This is a genomic window from Veillonella intestinalis, assembly GCF_943193155.1.
Classification (GTDB): Bacteria; Bacillota; Negativicutes; order Veillonellales; family Veillonellaceae; genus Veillonella_A; species Veillonella_A intestinalis.
This window is the reverse complement of record NZ_CALPDB010000003.1, coordinates 122,681-142,143: the sequence shown is the minus strand read 5'-3', so window position 1 is coordinate 142,143 and position 19,463 is coordinate 122,681. Positions and strand designations below refer to the sequence as shown.

Below are 19,463 nucleotides of genomic sequence, written 5' to 3'. Positions count from 1 at the left end.
CTTGCCAAAAACGACTATTTACCGTAACATTAAATAATATATATAAAAGGTTTGGCCGCCCAAATTCAAGTAATATAGTAGTTTAGTAGAGTCGAATGGCCAACCGTAAAGGGGGATTTTTTATGAGTGAACATGAAACACAAGACAAGCATCATATGAAGCGTGGACTGAAAAATCGTCACATGCAGATGATTGCCTTAGGAGCATCGGTAGGGACTGGCCTATTCTACGGTTCGGCACCAACCATTAAATTGGTAGGGCCAGGGATTATTGCCTCTTATGCCTTAGCAGGGCTCTTTATTTTCTTTGTTATGCGTATGCTAGGTGAAATGGCCGTTCGTGAACCAGTATCAGGTTCATTTAGCCATTTTGCTAATAAATATTGGAATGGCTTTATGGGCTATTTAGCAGGCTGGAATTATTGGACTTTATTTATGTTAGCAGGCATGGCGGAACTAGCAGCCATTGCTGTATATCTAGCCTACTGGTTCCCAGATATACCACATTGGCTAACCACCCTCATATGCCTTGTAATTATTACCGCTATTAACTTAATTAACGTTAAAGCCTATGGGGAAGTAGAGTTCTGGGCCTCCTTTGTTAAAATCGGAGCCATTGTAAGTATGATTCTCTTTGGTTTCTATCTTATCTTTACTACTATGGGGTCTTTCCCTAATAACTTCCATAATTTGTGGGATAATGGTGGTTTCTTCCCGAATGGTTCGTGGGGCTTCCTTTGCTCACTAGCAGTAGTCATGTTTTCCTTCGGTGGTGTTGACCTCATTGGGATAACAGCCGGTGAAGCGGAAGATCCTGAAAAGAGCTTGCCAACAGCTATCAACGAATTATTACTTCGTATTTTAATTTTCTACATCGGTACAATGGTAGTACTTATGTCCTTAGCACCATGGGATAAAGTTGGTCTTGAAGCTAGCCCATTTGTACAAATCTTTGAAGAAATCGGAATTCCAGCCGCTTCTAATATTTTAAACTTAGTCGTATTAGTAGCTGCCCTTTCTGTATTTAACAGTATTTTATATAGTAACTCCCGTATGCTATACGGCCTTGCAAAAGCAGGCAATGCACCTAAAGTCTTCAGTTATTTAACAGGCAGTGGTGTTCCCCTAGCAAGTACCTTATTCTCAGCAGGTTTAGCCTTAATCATCGTATTAACAACATACCTCTATCCACAAGCAGGCGAAGTATTCATGCATCTCCTCGCGCTGGTAGTAGCCGGTCTTGTTATTAGCTGGTTCATTATTATCGCGACACACATTAAGTTCCGCAATACCTTCTTTCGTGAAAATCGCTTAGATGAACTTAAATTTAAATCACCGATGTATCCATTCATCAACTACTTATGTATGTTATTCTTACTCGTTGTAGTATGCGTAATGTGGCAAATGGATAGTTTCAAACCATCGGTTATTGCGATTCCATTCTGGATTCTCTTCTTATATGTAACATATAAGTTGAAAAAAACAAAAAAATAATACAACAAAATGCCTGTAAGCACTACAAATTATAAAGTGCTTACAGGCATTTTTACCATACGGCTCTCACCCCGTATGACTCTCTTAGGTTGCGCTCTCTTCTCGCTCAAGGTAATATCAATCAATCTTTATAACAGATAGCTTGACTTACTAAAACCCCAACGTAACTCTCTCTTTTTCTCATTCTGTCCCTAGTCAATAACACTACGCCCTTGACTGGAACTTATTATACGTGCTTTTCATGCTCGTGACTAATATATACAGAAAACGGTTAGTTATAGTCTAAACCTATAACTAACCGTTTTAATATTACCCTAGCTAATTAACTAAATAAGCTACACACTTTGCGTATTTTTCTTTAATGCTTCAATATATTGCTGACAATACTTACCAGCTGCTACTTTATTATGCAGAATATAGCCAATTTCAATCTTTTCATCCACATCAAGAGGGATGGCTAAAATATTAGGACCATTTAATTTCTCACTAATAATCCCAGAACAAATGGTATAGCCATCCAGACCAATCAAAAGATTAAATAAAGTGGCTCTATCACACACTACAATATCTTTAGCACTCTCACAAGTACTCAATATTTCTTCAGAAAAATAGAATGAATTATGTTCTCCTTGTTCATACGACAGCCGCGGAAATGGTTTCAAATCCTCCAAGGTAACCACATCTTTAGACGCTAAGGGGCTAAAGGAGCTAACAAATACATGTGGTTTAGCTGTAAACAAAGGATGAAATGTTAAATCATGACGTTTAAATTCTTTACGTAAAATGGTTTCGTTAAATTCATTCAAATATAAAATACCAATTTCACTGCGTAAACGCGCTACGTCTTCAATAATTTCATAGGTCTGCGTTTCACGAATACGGAAATCGTATTCATTGCCGCCATACGCCTTAAGCACATCTACAAAGGCTTCCACAGCAAAGGAATAATGTTGTGTAGATACACAGAATTCATGTTTCACAGCTGTTTGGCCAAAGTATTTTTCTTCGATTAAATTCGTTTGTTCAATCACCTGTCGTGCATAGCCTAAAAATTCATCCCCTTCAGGCGATACAATTACACCCTTATTGGTCCGTGAAAAAATAGTAATGCCTAATTCTTGCTCTAATTCTTTGATGGCCGCTGTTAAGCTTGGCTGTGCAATAAAAAGTTCTTTTGCCGCCTTATTAATAGAGCCTTGCTTAGCAACGGTTACGATATATTTTAACTGTAATAATGTCATACATGCCCTCTTTTATTCCCAATATCTCAATATAATATGTATTTAAATTGTAATGGAAAACAAAAAGGACTGCAAGCCCCATAGGCTTACAGTCCTCAATTTATATATTAGATGATGCTACGTTTGGATCGAACCGCACGCGGTACAATGTTGAAAGCTAATTGATAGATAATATATCCTACAATGATAGCAATCGTACCACCTACGATTGGACCTTCACCGCTCGCATAAATAGCATATACAGAGTAAGCAAATGCTACTACGCTCAAACCATACATACTACGACGAGTAAATAGAGATGCTCCTTCAGTTTTCAATAACTTATGAACAGCGATACAGCAAAGAAGGTATGGGAATACATTCGTTACTACCGCTAGATTCACTAAGTTTTCAAACTGACGACTTAACGAATCATTCATAGTCATAAAAGCTAATGCAGATTGCACTGTTAACAAAATTAACAAGCCACGAACTGGTGCATCCGCTTTATTTACACGGCTAAATACTTTAGGGAATAAACCAGCATCAGCGGAGCTCTTAAATACACGAGATAAGGTGAACTGCCAGCAAAGGATAGCGCCACAGCAAGAAATAACCATAGCTGCCATCACAATTTTACCAACTGTATCATTGAACATCTGTGCAAACACCATACCGAATGGTGCTGTGGAGTTTAATAAATCCACATTAGGCACGATTCCTGCCATTATATTAGTAGACAATACATAAATCACCGCTACTGCTAATGTGCCGAAGAACGTTGCAATTGGTACGTTTTTCTTTGGATTTTCAACAGCATCCATGTTGGCTGCTGCGGATTCAAAACCTAAGAATCCCCAAAGAGTTAAAGCGATGGAAGAACTCACTGCATCAAAGAAAGGCAGTTGATTTGGATTCCATACAGCTGAATACAAACTTGGGTCAAACCAGAACCAGCCAAATACACTAATGAAAAGAACTGGTAGGATAGCACCCCAAACCGTAATATTACTTATACGACCAGTCTTAGCATTGCCACCAAAGTTTAATACAGCAGCAAGCCATAGCAACACAATCGTTGCCAAACTCATTTGTACTGGCGATAAGGTTAAATCAAATAAGACAGCTGCGTAGCCCACTGCGGAGATCGCAATCGCTACGTTTGCAATTACAAGCGAAATGGCATAAGCATAATTTGCCATAAAATGTCCGGTTTTGCCAAAACTATACTCTGCATAGCCCCCCATGCCACCACTCTTAGTAGTGAACATACCACACTGTGCAAAGATATGAGCCAATATTAAAGACCCTACAGCTGTAATCAGCCAAGACAAAACGGAAATGGTTCCTACTTCTGCAAGTTTAGTAGGTAACATAATAATCCCAGCCCCCATCATATTCGCTGCAACGAGCGTGGTCAACTGGAATACAGACATTTTTTTAGCGGTGGTTTTCATGTATCAATCCCCTTTCTATGTAGCTCAACATCTACAACTTAACTAAGTGAACCGCTATCGATATCAGTCCTTGCGGTTGTGCGTGGATGTGATATCGCATGTAACGTATTTCTATTTTTTATTGACGACTTATTCTAACATCTATTTGCAAATAATAAAAGTCTTTTTTTCAATATAAAAAGTCCAACGAAGCTAGACGGCATCTAATTTGGCACCTATTTTATACTGTGAAATTCTCAAAGTAGGCATTAACACTACTTTTTTAGTTTTTTATAAGTCTATTTCTACCAATGGCGGACATAAAATTATTACACGAATTGAATAATTATTTATAAACTAACTATTTAAAACGAGAAGAACTCATTTTAACCATAATAAGTTTTAATTTTAGTCTATTTTTTCCTATGCCGAATAGGAATTTTCATGACCTATTCCGAAATAATTATGACTTTTTTCTAATTAAACTAGCCAATGTCCACTGTAAAAACACAAATTTTAAAATAAATTAATGAGCTCACAATTTATTTTCATACTATGGTACAAGTTAGCCATTTTCTCTAAGCTCTACTTCACAGTTTGTTAATTTATTGTATAAAAATATAAAAAATGTAGCAACTGACTCTACTCGAGTCAATTGCTACACTCCATTCTTAACCCCTATTATATTTCACTATCTAAATAAGCGTATAGCTATTGTAAGCACATTTCGCTCAACCAACATGTGCTGTATATTCAGCCATAATATGGTCTTCCATAGCTTGCATAGCGGCTAAGGTCTTACTTAATAATTCATCTAATTCCCAGCCTAAGCGCTCTGCACCAGCTTTAATAACATCGCGCGAACAGCCAGCGGCAAACTTTTTGTCTTTGAATTTTTTCTTTAAACTTTTAAGTTCCATATCTTTAGTTGATTTGGAAGGACGCATCAATGCAGCAGCGCCAATAAGCCCCGTTAATTCATCGGCAGCAAACAGAACATTCTCCATTAACTCTTTAGGTTCCCAATCAATGCAAATACCATAGCCATGACAACAAATAGAATATATCATATCTTCAGCTACACCAGCATTTTTCAATAACTCCTGCGCTTTCACACAATGTTCTTCTGGATACATTTCAAAATCCAAATCATGCAACAGTCCTACTTGCGCCCAATAATCAGCCTCATCAGTAAAGCCTAATTGTTCCGCATACCAGCGCATAACAGCTTCTACCGTCAATGCATGTTGAATATGAAATGGTTCTTTGTTATATGTTTTTAACAATTCTAATGCCGTTTCACGACTCAAAGATGGTGTATGCATATTAAACCCTCCCTAGTTGCTCAGCCCATTTTGCTAATTGCGCTTCTTCTTCCGCTACTTGCTCTGCCCCAACTTGCCGTTGACGCGCTACACATTCAGGTGCAGTGCCGCTATAATTCTTGCGACCTGCCACACAAGCTTCAATAGTAATCGCCTCAAGAATATCCGCTTCAAATACAGGGGATATCTTTTTGAAATCCTCTACAGTCAAATCCAATAATACACAATGATTCTGAATGCAATGCTGTACCGCTTCCCCTACAATTGCATGCGCTTCACGGAATGGAACCCCTTTTTTCGCCAAATAATCCGCCATATCAGTGGCATTAGAAAAATCATTGGCTAGTACTGAATAAGTGCGTTCCCCATTTACAGTCATGTTCCGCAACATATCCGCCATAATAGATAAAGCAAAATGTAAAGTATCAACAGCATCAAAGATACCTTCTTTATCTTCTTGCATATCCTTATTATAAGTAAGTGGCAAGCCTTTCATAGTCGTTAATAGGCCTAACAAATGGCCATAAATACGACCGGTTTTACCACGCACTAATTCACACACATCAGGATTCTTCTTCTGTGGCATAATGCTAGAGCCAGTGCAATGCGCATCATCAAGTTCAATAAAGCCAAATTCCGTGCTAGACCAAATAATAAGTTCTTCACTGAGACGGCTTAAATGCATCATAACCGTAGATGCAAAATGTAAAAATTCAAGCACATAGTCACGATCACTAACAGCATCCATACTGTTTTCATAGATTTTACTAAATGCTAATAATTCTTGCGTATACGTCTGGTCAATAGGGTACGTCGTTCCCGCCAAAGCTCCTGCTCCCAAAGGCATTACATCAGCATGTTTATAAATCAAAGGCAAATGGTCGAAATCGCGTTGAAACATAGAAAAGTACGCCATCATATGATGACTAAATAGTACTGGCTGTGCCCGTTGTAAGTGCGTATAGCCAGGCATAATTACCTCTTTATGTTTTTCTGCTACTTCTAGCAACGCTTTTTGTAAATTGACTAACAATTCACCCATATGGACCACTGTTTTGCGGACATACATATGTAAATCTACAGCGCATTGGTCATTGCGACTACGCCCCGTATGAAGACGACCACCGGCCTCACCAATAGCATCAGTTAAACGCTTTTCAATATTCATATGAATATCTTCTAACGCTACTGAAAACTCTAAAGTGCCCGCTTCAATCTGGCCTTGAATTTCCGTTAATCCAGTTACAATATCATCACAATCGGCTTGTGAAATAATCCCTTGTTTAGCTAGCATTTTCGCATGTGCTTTGCTACCTGCAATATCTTCCGCATACATACGGGCGTCAAAAGCGATAGAGGACGTAAAGTCCTCTACCGCTTTGTCAGTTCCCTTTGTAAAACGGCCACCCCAAAGTTTAGCCATTATTTACCTGCCTTTTCTTTCATCAATGCATTAATTTTAAGTGGTAAACCGAAAAGATTAATAAACCCTTCTGCATCAGCTTGGTTGTATACATCATCTTCTTCGAAGGTTACAAATTCCTGATTATATAAGGAATATGGTGATGTAGCACCAGCGCTAATAATATTACCTTTGTATAATTTCAAATTAATCGTACCCGTTACAGTTTTCTGGGTTTCATCTACAAATGCTTGTAGCGCTGCCATCAATGGTGCAAACCACATCCCATCATATACAAGCTCTGCATATTTATTAGCCACTAATTCTTTATAGTGATATGTAGCCCGATCTAGGCAAAGGTATTCCAATTCACGATGAGCATACATAATAATAGCACCGCCTGGATTTTCATAGACACCACGAGATTTCATACCTACTAAGCGGTTTTCCACAATATCAACAATCCCTACACCATTGGCAGCCCCTAGTTCATTCAAAGCCTGTAATAATTCAAGAGGAGTACCTGTTTTACCATTAACAGCCACTGGCACGCCTTCTTTAAACTCAATTGACACTAAAGCTGGTGTATCAGGTGCTTCTTCTGGTGATTTACATACTAAGTGCACATCATTTTTAGGTGCATTAGCTGGATCTTCTAAATCCCCGCCTTCATGAGATAAATGCCATACATTCTGATCCATGCTATATGGATGCGATTTAGTTACAACTACCGGAATGTCATGTTTAGCAGCGAATTCCATGCAGTCTTCCCGAGATTTTAAATCCCATTCACGCCATGGTGCAATAATTTTAGTATTAGGTGCTAACGCTTTAATCGTCAATTCAAAACGAACTTGGTCATTCCCTTTACCAGTAGCCCCATGTGCAATTGCATCAGCGCCTTCTTGCTTAGCTACTTCTACTAATTTTTTAGCAATTAAAGGACGAGCAAAAGAAGTGCCTAATAAATATTTACCTTCATATACAGCGCCTGCTTTAACAGTTGGCCAAATATAATCAGCAACAAATTCTTCTTGCACATCTAAAATATACGCTTTAGATGCACCCGATTTAATCGCTTTCTTTTCAACCGCTGCATAATCTTCAGGCTGACCTAAATTACAGCAAACAGCAATAACTTCACAGCCATAGTTTTCTTTTAACCAAGGAATAATAACAGATGTATCAAGACCACCTGAATAAGCTAACACTACTTTTTTAATATCACTCATTATAAACACCTCAACTTACTTTTTTAAGAATAGATTTCTGTATTTCATGTGTAACATTATACATAGTTACGAATATTAATTCAAGTATTTTTGCAAAAATATACAGAAATTTTATTTTATTTCAGTTTATATTGTACTAAACCATAGGTTTCACCATTAACAGATGAAAAATGATGTGTTTCTACAGACCCTTTTAAACCACTCACTGCGCCCAATACAAAAGCAGCCGTTCGCAACGAATAATCCTCCCCTATTGGGTAACCTAACTCTTGTAATAGTCGTGGTTGTTGATCGCCTAAAGATTGCATAAGTGTAATATTCGTATCTAAGTTTTTATCTATCCCATTCACCCAATGATTAGGTAGTAAGTTGGCACTCCCGATAACCGCCACACGACGTCCCGATGACTCGGCCGCCAGCTGTACAACTTTGCCAAAGGTATATAATTCCTCATAGCTAAGTCGTCCCATCGTAAGCCTTACAATTTGCTTATTGCCTAAGCCTTGTTCAGTCAAAACATGCAAAGGAATTGTCGCCGTATGATGTAATAAATAATCATCTGTAGAAATAATGGGTAAACTATCTAAAATACTAGTCAAAGGAATCCCCATGCGTTCACTCTGCTGTTGCAACGCCTGATTGAACACGCGGTCTGTTTCAAGCCCCACCGTAAATGTAGTCCCATTAGCTAAAGGAATAGCACCTCGCAAACGCGCTTGCGGACTAAACCCTAGAGCATCGTTTAATGTATGTTGATAGCGACTCAATATTAATATAGTTTGTGGCTTACTGGCCTTAATTGCCTGCGCAGCCTCTTCCATAGCCCCTATTACTTCATCATAAGCACTACGATCCGTTGCCACTGCTTCATAATAGCGCAAAGGTGCGGGCCAATAAGAAACACTAACAATGCGACCTTTCATAGAGACCTCCTTCTCAATACACGATACTCAATATATATGAATTCCATGGTAATAATCGACCATACTATTAATACCATTATAGTATTAATTTATTTTATTCCATTTTACTATAATTTACTATTTATTTCATCTATCGGAATAAAGAAATAACCTTTTTTCATAGTCAAACTAACTTCATCACCATATATTAACTATGCATAAAAAGGACTAGCTTATTTTCTAACATATGGTATGATAGAGCCATGAAACTTCTATTTAAACTATTAATAACACTTGTTCTATTAGGACTTGGACTATACTGGTTCGCTGGTTATACACCAGAAGAGACAGGTACACCACGAAGTCCCCATACGCAACGAGAAGAATCGCTAGAGTCTACAGAAGACCAATTAAGTCGTACAGAGCGTATTAGTCGTTTATTTCATTTCACCGACGCCGTTGAAACGGCGTTAAATAATCGCGTGCCCCCCAATCAGCAAGTAAAAGGAGACCATATAAGCACGCATCTGAAAGAAGCACTAGTCGCCACGGAAGATAAGCGTTTTTATGAGCATGGCGCCATTGATGTATTTGGTATTGGACGTGCTTTTTACACTAATTTGACAGCTGGACGAACCGTCGAAGGCGGTAGCACCATTACACAACAATTAGTTAAAAATTTATTTTTATCTTCTAAACGGATTATGTCTCGCAAGGTAGAGGAAGTCATATTGGCCTACTTAATGGAATACTACTATAGTAAAGATGAAATCTTAGCAATGTATTTAAATACAATCTATTACGGTAATGATTATTATGGTATTTATCAAGCAAGTACAGGCTATTTTGATACTCCCCCTGAAAAGTTAACCCTTGGTCAATCGGCCTTATTAGCGGGTCTACCACAAGCTCCCTCCTATTACAACCCAGTTAAAAATTATAAAGCGGCCAAAGAGCGCCAACGAACAGTTTTAACACTCATGACGCAACAAGGCCTAATTTCTAATCGTGAGGCAGACAAAGCCTATTATGCTAACTTACACTTAACCAGTGGCAACACCGAATCTATAGATTCCCCAAATACAGAAATAGAATCTGAAACAACGACAGAAACTTCGTCCTCACAAGCCACGACTAAAGCCAATCATAAAGTGAGTCATTCTTCATCACCTAATAAATTTAGTGTAGATGAATAATTAGGCTGTGCCAAGTTTCATAGTTTACTACTCACTACTAAAATTTAACTTCTAAATAACTATAGTAATAAAAAAGTCTACGCTCCATAGATTGTGTGCGTAGACTTTTTGTATATTTATATATAAAGCATTTAACTTATATCATGACTGTAATGATGCAAGGTTAATCGAGCAAAGAGGTGCCGTATGAATTATCTATAGCACATAACCATTGTCCATTAACCTTTCTATATACATAGGTTGCTCTTCGTTCCATACTATATTCTGACTCTTCTTTATTCGTAGCCTCTAATAAGGTTTGTGATAAAACAAGAACTGTATCTCCTGCTTCTATCATCTGCATTTTTCCTTGTGTCGGTACGATACTATTCTTAAAATAAGCAGCAATTTTTATAAATGCTTCTTTAATCTTATCCTTACCTTTTACTTCTAACCCTGGTTTCACCACTAACACAGCATCATCGGTATAAAACTCTAATAAATCATCAAAACGCTCTTCCTTAATAGCTATATCTGCAGCCCCGATTAGCTCTTTAATTGTCTCATTCATAATACTCACCTTCCGTATATCCATCATGAGCTTTTTCACAATAATCTATGCTTGTGAGTTTAGTACACTTTTTAGCCGCTCGATCATACTCATACACACCTGAATGGGTTATACGAGATTCTTTTAAAATAAGCAGAACCGCCTCTAAATCACATTTGGAACATAAAATGCAAAGGCCACAAGCATGGTGTAGTACAGCTGGGGTTGGAATCAGTTGCAACTTAATCTCCGCTGCTTTTAATGCTTTTTCAGCCTTCGTGGCAAAATAATAATTAGTAAAAACTATTAAAATTTCCATACCCAGTTTCCTCATACAGCCTATTCTACATGTTTATAATATCACCATGGATTCCGTCATCATCGCATCAGTAATTGCATACAAATTGGTAATAGAGCCTACGGCTACCTTTTCTTTCATGCCATAAAAATCTAAACAAATACCGCAAGCCGCAATTTCCACGCCAGCATCCGCTAATTTCTGAAGATTTTCTATATGTTCGGATCCTTCAGTTACCATTTTCACGCCACTATTAATAAAGAATACCTTTGCCGGCTTTACATCTGCTTCAGTTAAACAAAACCAAAACGTTTTCATTAAAGTGCGCCCCAACTCTTGATTCCCTTCCCCTAAATAATCTTTTGTCACCAACAACACTTTGCCACCTGCTCGTTCCGGTGTATCTAACATAGCCATTGTCGCTGGTGTTTCTACTAAGGTTACGCCCTCACCAACGGCAGTCGTATCTATAGCCGTTTCCGGGGTTAAAGTAATATAAAAATCCTTGCCATCTTCCACAATAGTCACTTTGCAATGACGGGATTGCCCAAATTTCGCCACATTATCTCGACTCACCTCATTATCTACAATCGTAGTAAATACTGCCTTAGGCTGTCCTTCCATGGCTTTCTTAGTTTCAATTACAGGGGTGGGACAAAGCGAACCACGTACGTCCACTACAATATTACCAGCCCCTACTAAATTAGTATTAATCGTTACATTCATATCCTCATTTGACATAAACCGCATACTCTCCTTTCTTCACTACTTGCCCGATATTTCGAGCTTGTGTAAGACCTACCTGTTTCAAAGCGTTTAATAATTCCTCTGCTTCATCAGCTGGTACAGACAATAATAAACCGCCTGAAGTCTGAGGGTCATAACAAATATCACTCCATACAGTATCCAATGACTCAAGCCCTGTCACAGAGGTAATCGCCTTACGATTACCATAAGTAGCCGCTGGCACAAGGCCCATTTCAGCCGCTTCTGTTACACCTGAAAACAAAGGTAATGCTTCCGTTTGAATAGATAAGGACACATCACTACTCATAGCCATTTCACTACCATGGCCAAGTAAACTAAAACCTGTAATATCGGTACAAGCATGAATTGCGAAATTTTGTGCCGTTTCACAAGCTAATTTATTTAAGGTACGCATGCTTTCGATAGCTTCTTCAGTACCAGCTTGAAACAAATCACCTTTCAACGCTGTACTCATAATGCCTGTTCCCAGAGGTTTAGTGAGAATCAAGACATCCCCCACTTGAGCCCCTTGATTGCGCCATATCTGCTGTGGATTAACTCGCCCTGTTACAGACAAGCCAAAAATAGGCGTATCATTTTCTATACTATGACCACCCACTACTACAACATTCGCTTCTTTTAACACACTCATAGCCCCTTGTAACACGGCCGTAAGTGCGCCCTGTTCCACTAGCGGAACAGGAAAGCCCACCAAATTCATCGCTGTCAATGGTGTCCCACCCATAGCGTAAACATCACTTAAGCTATTCGCTGCTGCAATTTGACCAAATAAATATGGATCATCTACTATGGGCGTAAAAAAATCAACAGTTTGCACTAACCCTAAATCATCACTAATTTGATACACCCCTGCATCATCAGCCCCTTGCATATTAACAAGTACTGCCTCGTTAGTTGGAAAGGGCACATCTTTTAATACATTTTGTAAAATATGAGGGCCTAATTTACAAGCACAACCACCCTTAACTGCATAGGTTGTCAATTTAACCAACTGACTCACCACCTAAATGTTTTGCCTCTTTTTCATCTACTTCTACTGACAAAGAGGTATCATTACTTTGCTCAGGCTCTACGCGACGTATAATCTTTTTAACAGCCTTTTCAAATTTCGGGCGGGCAATCATTACTTGATGGCCACAGCCACAACAAACTATTGTAAAATCGGTACCAATGCGCCGAACTTCCCATTCATCGCTGCCACAAGGATGCGATTTTTTCATTTTAACCACATCGCCAACATAATATCGTACAAATGCCATAAACGCCTCCTTAATTCCACTAAATACATTATTAATTATATAATTCTTTTTAATTTCTTTATACTTTATATTATATAACGAAGTACTAGGTTATGCGTACTTTTTTCTTAATATTCTACAATTTAGCAAATTTTACCTCACTCACTAGTAAGGGCTACTACAATTAGTAGGAAAACTTGTGAGCTATACCATGCATGGTATCTATCCACTCTAATTCCTACTATTTTATAGGTAATTCTCAATAACTTTGAATTTACAACGATATCCATTCTCATTTACATATTTTGAGGCATTTAGCCCATTTTAAGTCACCGAGAATCCAAAAAGCCAGCAAACACAAGCATTGATAAATATTATCAAATAGACAAATTTTGATTTTTTTAGAATTCAGGGCTTGATTTTCTCAATTTCATAGTCTATAATGTAATCAACAATGATTATTCATTAGTTTGAATTGTTGTAAACATTATAAAGTGTATTTCTAAGCTATTATTAATTTTTTACTTCATTTTGTAAGTACATTATGATTGTAGTAAAGTTACTACAATAAAGAAGGAGAGATTAACATGTCTGAATTAAAAGGTACAAAAACAGAACAGAATTTACAAGCCGCTTTTGCTGGCGAATCCCAAGCTAACCGTAAATATACTTACTACGCTTCTGCAGCTCGTAAAGCTGGTTTAAACAAAATCGCTGATTATTTTGAAGAAACTGCTTTAAACGAAAGCGCACATGCTAAAGTATGGTTCAAATTATTACACGGTGGCGATGTAAATGCTGACGTAGTTGTAAACTTAAAAGATGCAGCTGCTGGTGAAAACTACGAACACACTGAAATGTACCCAGAATTTGCTAAAGTAGCAAAAGAAGAAGGCTTCACTAAAATTGCTTACTTATTCGAACAAGTTGGTAAAATCGAAGCTCGTCATGAAGAACGTTATCTTGACTTAGTAGAATTTGTAAACGGTGGTCGCGTATTCAAACGTGAACAACCAGTAGCATGGATTTGTGCAAACTGCGGTTACATTCATGTAGGTACTGAAGCTCCTCAGCTTTGCCCAGTATGTGCTCACCCACAAGCATTCTTCTCCCAACACATTGAAACAACTTTATAATTTAAATCAAACTGTGCAATAAGCATGGTACTCAAGTGAGCTATTCAGAATATCAAGCAAGTGCTAATTTAAATCTATACAAGTGTTTCTGTCATTGATTTAACAATAGTCCCTGTTACAGTAGGAAATAAGAATTTCCTTATATTATATATTTGAAAGTTCAATTGGTACTAACGCCAAGTGGCGTCTTATATGATACGAAACCAAGTGGTTTCCATAAAAGTACGAGAAAAAGGCCCTTCGGGGTCTTTTTCTCGTTTTTGTTTTTAATTAATTGTATGTCCTGCACACAAAAAGGGCTAGGAGCCTATCTCTAATTGCTCCTAGCCCTAAGCCGTTAATAGTATTTATAATATACCCATTATCAACCTTGTATACTAACCTATTATTAACCTTGTAATATACCTTTTTCAAAACTCCAATGATAGTCGCCAACCGCCTTAGCTTCATCTTCATCATGAGTAACCCACAAACAAGGAATATTCCACTCTTTGATAATATCAGCAATATCAGCTTGCACTTGATGACGTAACGTCCAATCTAAAGCAGATAATGGTTCATCTAATAACAACACACAAGGCTTAGCATATAAAGCACGCCCTAATGCCACTCGCTGTTGCTCACCGCCAGATAAATTACCCGCTTTGCTTTCCCTATATCGTTCTAATTGAAGACGTTCCATAATGCGCGCTAATAAGGCATCATCGCCACGCTTACTATAGGTAATATTATGTAAGACACTCATATGTGGGAATATTACATTCCCCTGTGGCATATACCCTACATAGCGTTCTTGTGGCTTTACAAAAATATTCTTTTCTTTATGAAACCAAAAGGTCTGATCTTGTTTAATAAAGCCCTCACGAGGCTTGATTAAACCAGCTAAACTTTTAATTAACGTCGATTTACCATTACCAGAGGCCCCTGTTAATGTTGTAATACCAACACTAAGAGTACCTGACCCTTGCACTAAAATGGTAGGTCTTTGTATGGCAATATCAAAACATATCATGCCCATACCTCCTAGCGTTCTTTTTGATACTGAAACAATGAGCCCTTAGTAATAAAATGGACCGTCCAAAGAAGTCCTAATGTAAGGGCACAAATATAAATCACCAATTCAAAAGCCCCTGTATAATCACCAAATTCTACTAAAGAGTAAATAGCCAACGGCATAGTCCTAGTAACGCCTGGAATATTACCGGCGATTAAAATTGTAGCACCAAATTCACCAAGAGCGCGACTAAAGGCCAAAATACTACCTGTTAGAATCCCTTTCCAAGCTAAAGGAATGGAAATAGTGAAAAAAATTCGCCATTCAGAAGCGCCTAAGGTGCGTGCAATATCCTCTACTGCCGGATCAATCGAACCTAAAGCAGCCCGCACAGTTTGATAAAACAAAGGAAAACCAATAATGGATGATGCCAAAATAGCGCCAGCTTTTGAAAACACAACCTGCCAGCCATGAGTATCTAACCAAGCACCCAAAGCATTACCAGGTGTAAATACTAATAATAAAGCAAAGCCCACTACCACTGGTGGCAATACTAACGGCAAAGTCACTAGAGAGTCTATCAATGTTTTACCCGGAAAATTATAGCGTTTCAAGATATAACAAAGCAATAAGCCCCCTATGACTATGTTACAGAGAGCAATGCTTGCTACCTCCAACGATAGCCATAAAGGGCTCATATTCAACAACCTTTCTATTTCTTACTTAGCGCTATTATCTATATTTGTAAACCCATATTTTTGTAAAATTTGTTGTGCTTCATTGCTGGTTAAATATTCATAGAATTGCTGAGCCAATTCATTATCATATTTAGTCACAATAGCAATTGGATAGCGAATTGGATCATGGCTATCACTTGGTGCAGTAGCAACAATCTGTACACGATCCTTCAAATCTAGAGCATCTGTTTTATATACAAAGCCTGCATCAGCAGAGCCTTCAGCTACATAAGCAGCTACGGCTTTTACATCTTTTGCATACACCACTTTATTTTCTACTTGATTCCAAAGATTTAATTTCGTCAATGTTTGTTTAGCATATTTCCCAGCTGGTACAGTCTCTATGGTCCCCAATGCCAAACGGTTTACACTAGCTAATTGTTCAATAGTAAGTTGTGATTTATCTTTTGGTACAATCAAAACTAAAGAATTAGCTATTAATGGTTTTACTTTAGTTACTAAATTTTTCTCTTGCAATTGGTGCATATTTTTTTCATCGGCCGAAATAAAAATGCTGGCAGGTGCGCCATTTTCTATTTGTTGACGCAAAGTACCAGAACCACCAAAGTTAAGGGTAATCTGAGTTGGATCTAAATGACGAGATTTAATAAAATTATCTTTTAATTCATTAGCTGCGGCTTGCAAGCTAGCTGCGGCCGATACAGTGATAGATTCCGATTTAACTGCTTGCGCCGCCTTTTGATCATTTGATGAGTCCCCACATCCAGACACCGCCAACGCCATAGCACTTAACGCAACCATAAGCCACATTTTGTACCGTTTCATGTAAACTGCCTCCTTCAATTCGCTAAGTATTTACACACCGTACTTAGTCCATTCTGACTATGCTCTAAACGACACATCTTAGCCAATGTATTGACTATTTGTAAATTCATTATACCCCATTTATTAGGGAATTGTAATATATAGTCCCGTTTTTACACCTCTCTTTTACAGAAAATATTACAAATTATAAAAAAGAATATTCAATTCGCCTATTATTATCAATTTTGGTTGTCTTTTACATTGTAATTGCGTTATAGTATAAATGAAACATAGTGTAATAGTAATGTAAAGGAGGCCATTCTATTGTCATTATTTCTGCATATCTTCTGGACAAGTGTCGTGCCAATTTTAGCCTTAGTATTAGTTGGCTTTATATTGGATAAAAACTTCAAACTTGATTTGCGCTCACTAAGCAAATTAAACTTTTTTATATTACTACCAGCCTATGTATTTAGGTCTTTATATACAGCCCACTTAACCGCTGAAAGTATTGGCATTTCAGTATGTGCCTTCATTATTTTATTCTCCAATAGCTTCATGGCCTTAGGCGTATCCAAATTCTTCGGCTATGATCGAAAAAAAACACAAATTGTTCGGAATGCCACCATGTTTAATAATGGCGGTAATATCGGGGTCGCTATCGCTACCTTTGTTTTTTCCAATATGCCCTATATCGTTGATGGTCAAACGCCTTATTTAGAGGCTGGTATCGTAGCTGTTATTGCTACCTTCATCATTCAAACTATTTTCTGCAATACCTTAGGCTTCTATCAAGCTGGCTCTGGTCTCCTAACACGTCATGATGCTTTAAAGCTAGTATTCCATATGCCCGTCCTTTATGCCGCGCCAGCCGCCTTATTAGCACGCCTCATACCTTATGACTTAACAACCTTAGTGCTATGGTCACCCCTCAATATATTCGCCAGTGCCTTTGTTGGTATGGCCATGATTACCTTAGGCGTTCAAATGAGTCGCACGCCTTATAATTTCTTCAAAAAAGATGTGATGGTTACCACAGCACTACGTCTCATTGGGGGACCTATACTCGCTTGTGTAGTTATGTTATTATACATCCTCCTTTATCAGCCAGTCGACCCGATTGCAGCCCAAGCTATTATTATTACCTATAGCGTTCCTTCCGCTGTTAACACAGCTCTAATTGCCTTTGAAATGAAAAATAATCCAGAGTTTGCTACCCAAGTAGTTATGTCTACAACACTCCTCTCAGCCATAACTATGCCAATAGCTATCCTCTTTGCTTATTATACGTTCCCAATTTAATATTGCTGTGATTAATATCACCTATAAAAACATAAAAAAACACCGTTAGTTATAACTAACGGTGTTTTTTTATGCATTCAATCTTATATTTTCTATTCTTTACAAATAGGATTTCTCTCCCCCAACACTTTATTTTTCCTGGCATTACATAATGTCATTTTTCATATACATAAGATATATACTAATCAGGTCGTATTTTTATAATTTTATATTGCATTTTTATTCTTACCAGGTGTATAATTTCAACCATAGAATTTTTATGCAAATTCTAAGAATATTAATTCTTTATCAATTAACGAATTTCAAGTTAATCCATAGTAGCCATTAACCCTTAGCTAAAAGAAAGTATTACGGTATATGCACTATTACGGTATATGTACTATCACTAAATATGTACTAATACTAATATTCACTTAACTTTATATTAATGCATTTAGAGGAGCGATTCATATGACAAAAGTAAGTATTATTGGCGCAACAGGATATGCCGGTGCCGAATTAGTTAAATTATTATTACATCATCCCTATGTAACCTTAACCCATGTAACCTCTGAAAATCATGCAGGCAAAGCCCTAAGTGATATATATCCACATCTCTTTGGCCTTACCAAGTTAACCTTAGAAAGCCTAGCTGATTTACCCTCCATTGCCCAAGACAGTGATTTTATCTTTGTAGCTCTACCGCACGGTCATGCTATGAAAGTAGGTCAATTCTTAGAAAATACGCCAGTCCGACTCATTGATTTAGGAGCTGACTATCGTTTCAAAGATACTAGCATTTACGAAAATTGGTACCATGTCCCCCACACACATCCTCAAGCTAACAGTGTATACGGGTTAGCTGAATTAAACCGCTCCGCTATTAAAACTGCCAAGATTATTGGCAATGCTGGTTGTTATACTACAGCTTCTATATTAGCCCTAGCCCCCTTGGTTAAAGCCAAACTCATCGATACAACAACGATTATCATTGATGCTAAATCAGGTACCTCCGGAGCTGGTCGCTCTCCTAAGCAAGATACCCATTATCCGGAATTTTATGATGCCTTTAAGGCCTACGGTGTAGCTACTCATCGCCATACGCCAGAAATCGAACAAGCCTTAAGTCTTTTAAATGATACCCCCATAATGGTTAATTTCACACCTCATCTAGTGCCTATGAGTCGAGGTATCTTAGCTACAGCCTATGCCACATTACAGCCATCTATAAATAATAGCGACATTACCAATGCTTTTAAAACGGCCTATGGAAAGGAACCCTTCGTCCGCTTACGTGGTGAAGGATCTTATCCAAACACCAAATATGTGCGCGGTTCCAACTTCATTGACATAGGCTGGCATATAGACACACGAACCCGACGAGTAATCGTCCTTAGTGCGATCGATAATTTAGTAAAAGGCGCTGCTGGACAAGCAGTCCAAAACTTAAACATTGCTTGTGGCTATGAAGAAACTACAGTGTTACAATTAATCCCTATGTATCCATAAAA

At 37.9% G+C, this 19,463-nt stretch carries 18 protein-coding genes and 1 pseudogene; 5 read left to right on the top strand and 14 right to left on the bottom strand.

Annotated elements, in window-relative coordinates:
* The first annotated feature begins 122 nt into the window (after positions 1–122).
* Positions 123–1,493, top strand: coding sequence for an amino acid permease (locus tag NFR44_RS04595; RefSeq protein WP_251441504.1), 1,371 nt, complete (start codon positions 123–125; stop codon positions 1,491–1,493).
* 335 nt (positions 1,494–1,828) lie between these two features.
* Here NFR44_RS04595 and NFR44_RS04590 read toward each other — a convergent pair whose 3' ends face one another.
* The 6 genes from NFR44_RS04590 to NFR44_RS04565 form a co-directional block, all read right to left on the bottom strand.
* Positions 1,829–2,734, bottom strand: a complete 906-nt coding sequence (locus NFR44_RS04590; protein WP_251441503.1) for a LysR family transcriptional regulator — start codon at positions 2,732–2,734, stop codon at positions 1,829–1,831.
* Positions 2,735–2,841: 107 nt separating this feature from the next.
* On the bottom strand, positions 2,842–4,170 hold the full coding sequence (potE, locus tag NFR44_RS04585; protein WP_251441502.1) for a putrescine-ornithine antiporter: 1,329 nt from the start codon (positions 4,168–4,170) through the stop codon (positions 2,842–2,844).
* Between the two features lie 710 nt (positions 4,171–4,880).
* Positions 4,881–5,474: a hydrolase gene (locus tag NFR44_RS04580; RefSeq protein WP_251441501.1), complete on the bottom strand. Its 594-nt coding sequence runs from the start codon at positions 5,472–5,474 to the stop codon at positions 4,881–4,883.
* A 1-nt stretch (position 5,475) separates the two neighbouring features.
* A complete protein-coding gene (argH, locus tag NFR44_RS04575) occupies positions 5,476–6,897 on the bottom strand; it encodes an argininosuccinate lyase (RefSeq protein WP_251441500.1) in 1,422 nt (473 codons plus the stop codon).
* Complete coding sequence (locus NFR44_RS04570; RefSeq protein ID WP_251441499.1) at positions 6,897–8,108, bottom strand: argininosuccinate synthase; 1,212 nt, start codon at positions 8,106–8,108, stop codon at positions 6,897–6,899. The genes argH and NFR44_RS04570 overlap by 1 nt, the downstream gene beginning before the upstream one ends.
* 116 nt (positions 8,109–8,224) lie before the next feature.
* Positions 8,225–9,031, bottom strand: coding sequence for a class III extradiol ring-cleavage dioxygenase family protein (locus tag NFR44_RS04565; protein WP_251441498.1), 807 nt, complete (start codon positions 9,029–9,031; stop codon positions 8,225–8,227).
* A 242-nt stretch (positions 9,032–9,273) separates the two neighbouring features.
* Between NFR44_RS04565 and NFR44_RS04560 the strand changes: the two genes are divergently transcribed.
* Positions 9,274–10,206, top strand: coding sequence for a transglycosylase domain-containing protein (locus tag NFR44_RS04560; protein ID WP_251441497.1), 933 nt, complete (start codon positions 9,274–9,276; stop codon positions 10,204–10,206).
* Between the two features lie 163 nt (positions 10,207–10,369).
* Here the strand turns inward: NFR44_RS04560 and NFR44_RS04555 are convergent, their stop codons facing one another.
* The 5 genes and pseudogenes from NFR44_RS04555 to NFR44_RS04535 all read right to left on the bottom strand — a co-directional run.
* Positions 10,370–10,756 carry a YybH family protein gene (locus NFR44_RS04555; protein ID WP_251441496.1) on the bottom strand — a complete coding sequence of 129 codons (387 nt, stop codon included), beginning with the start codon at positions 10,754–10,756 and terminating at the stop codon, positions 10,370–10,372.
* Positions 10,749–11,054 carry a putative Se/S carrier protein gene (locus NFR44_RS04550; protein ID WP_251441495.1) on the bottom strand — a complete coding sequence of 102 codons (306 nt, stop codon included), beginning with the start codon at positions 11,052–11,054 and terminating at the stop codon, positions 10,749–10,751. The genes NFR44_RS04555 and NFR44_RS04550 overlap by 8 nt, the downstream gene beginning before the upstream one ends.
* A gap of 33 nt (positions 11,055–11,087) precedes the next feature.
* Positions 11,088–11,774 (bottom strand): sulfurtransferase-like selenium metabolism protein YedF, encoded by a 687-nt coding sequence (gene yedF, locus NFR44_RS04545; RefSeq protein ID WP_251441494.1) that lies wholly within the window; start codon positions 11,772–11,774, stop codon positions 11,088–11,090.
* Positions 11,764–12,801, bottom strand: a complete 1,038-nt coding sequence (selD, locus tag NFR44_RS04540; RefSeq protein ID WP_251441493.1) for a selenide, water dikinase SelD — start codon at positions 12,799–12,801, stop codon at positions 11,764–11,766. Before selD ends, yedF begins: the two co-directional genes overlap by 11 nt.
* A gap of 70 nt (positions 12,802–12,871) precedes the next feature.
* Positions 12,872–13,060 (bottom strand): annotated as a pseudogene (locus NFR44_RS04535) (DUF951 domain-containing protein); the annotation flags it as partial.
* 566 nt (positions 13,061–13,626) lie between these two features.
* Here NFR44_RS04535 and rbr point away from each other — a divergent pair.
* Complete coding sequence (rbr, locus tag NFR44_RS04530) at positions 13,627–14,175, top strand: rubrerythrin (RefSeq protein WP_251441491.1); 549 nt, start codon at positions 13,627–13,629, stop codon at positions 14,173–14,175.
* Between the two features lie 388 nt (positions 14,176–14,563).
* Here rbr and NFR44_RS04525 read toward each other — a convergent pair whose 3' ends face one another.
* From NFR44_RS04525 to modA, 3 genes are read right to left on the bottom strand one after another with little or no spacing between them, the layout of a single operon-like run.
* The gene (locus NFR44_RS04525; protein ID WP_251441490.1) at positions 14,564–15,187 is read right to left on the bottom strand and encodes an ATP-binding cassette domain-containing protein; all 624 of its coding nucleotides are present in this window, start codon (positions 15,185–15,187) and stop codon (positions 14,564–14,566) included.
* Positions 15,188–15,198: 11 nt separating this feature from the next.
* Positions 15,199–15,867 carry a molybdate ABC transporter permease subunit gene (modB, locus tag NFR44_RS04520; RefSeq protein WP_251441489.1) on the bottom strand — a complete coding sequence of 223 codons (669 nt, stop codon included), beginning with the start codon at positions 15,865–15,867 and terminating at the stop codon, positions 15,199–15,201.
* Between the two features lie 21 nt (positions 15,868–15,888).
* Positions 15,889–16,692, bottom strand: a complete 804-nt coding sequence (gene modA / locus NFR44_RS04515; RefSeq protein ID WP_251441488.1) for a molybdate ABC transporter substrate-binding protein — start codon at positions 16,690–16,692, stop codon at positions 15,889–15,891.
* A 303-nt stretch (positions 16,693–16,995) separates the two neighbouring features.
* Here modA and NFR44_RS04510 point away from each other — a divergent pair, with 303 nt between their 5' ends.
* Positions 16,996–17,973, top strand: coding sequence for an AEC family transporter (locus NFR44_RS04510; protein WP_251441487.1), 978 nt, complete (start codon positions 16,996–16,998; stop codon positions 17,971–17,973).
* 450 nt (positions 17,974–18,423) lie between these two features.
* On the top strand, positions 18,424–19,461 hold the full coding sequence (gene argC, locus NFR44_RS04505) for an N-acetyl-gamma-glutamyl-phosphate reductase (protein WP_251441486.1): 1,038 nt from the start codon (positions 18,424–18,426) through the stop codon (positions 19,459–19,461).
* Positions 19,462–19,463: the final 2 nt, after the last annotated feature.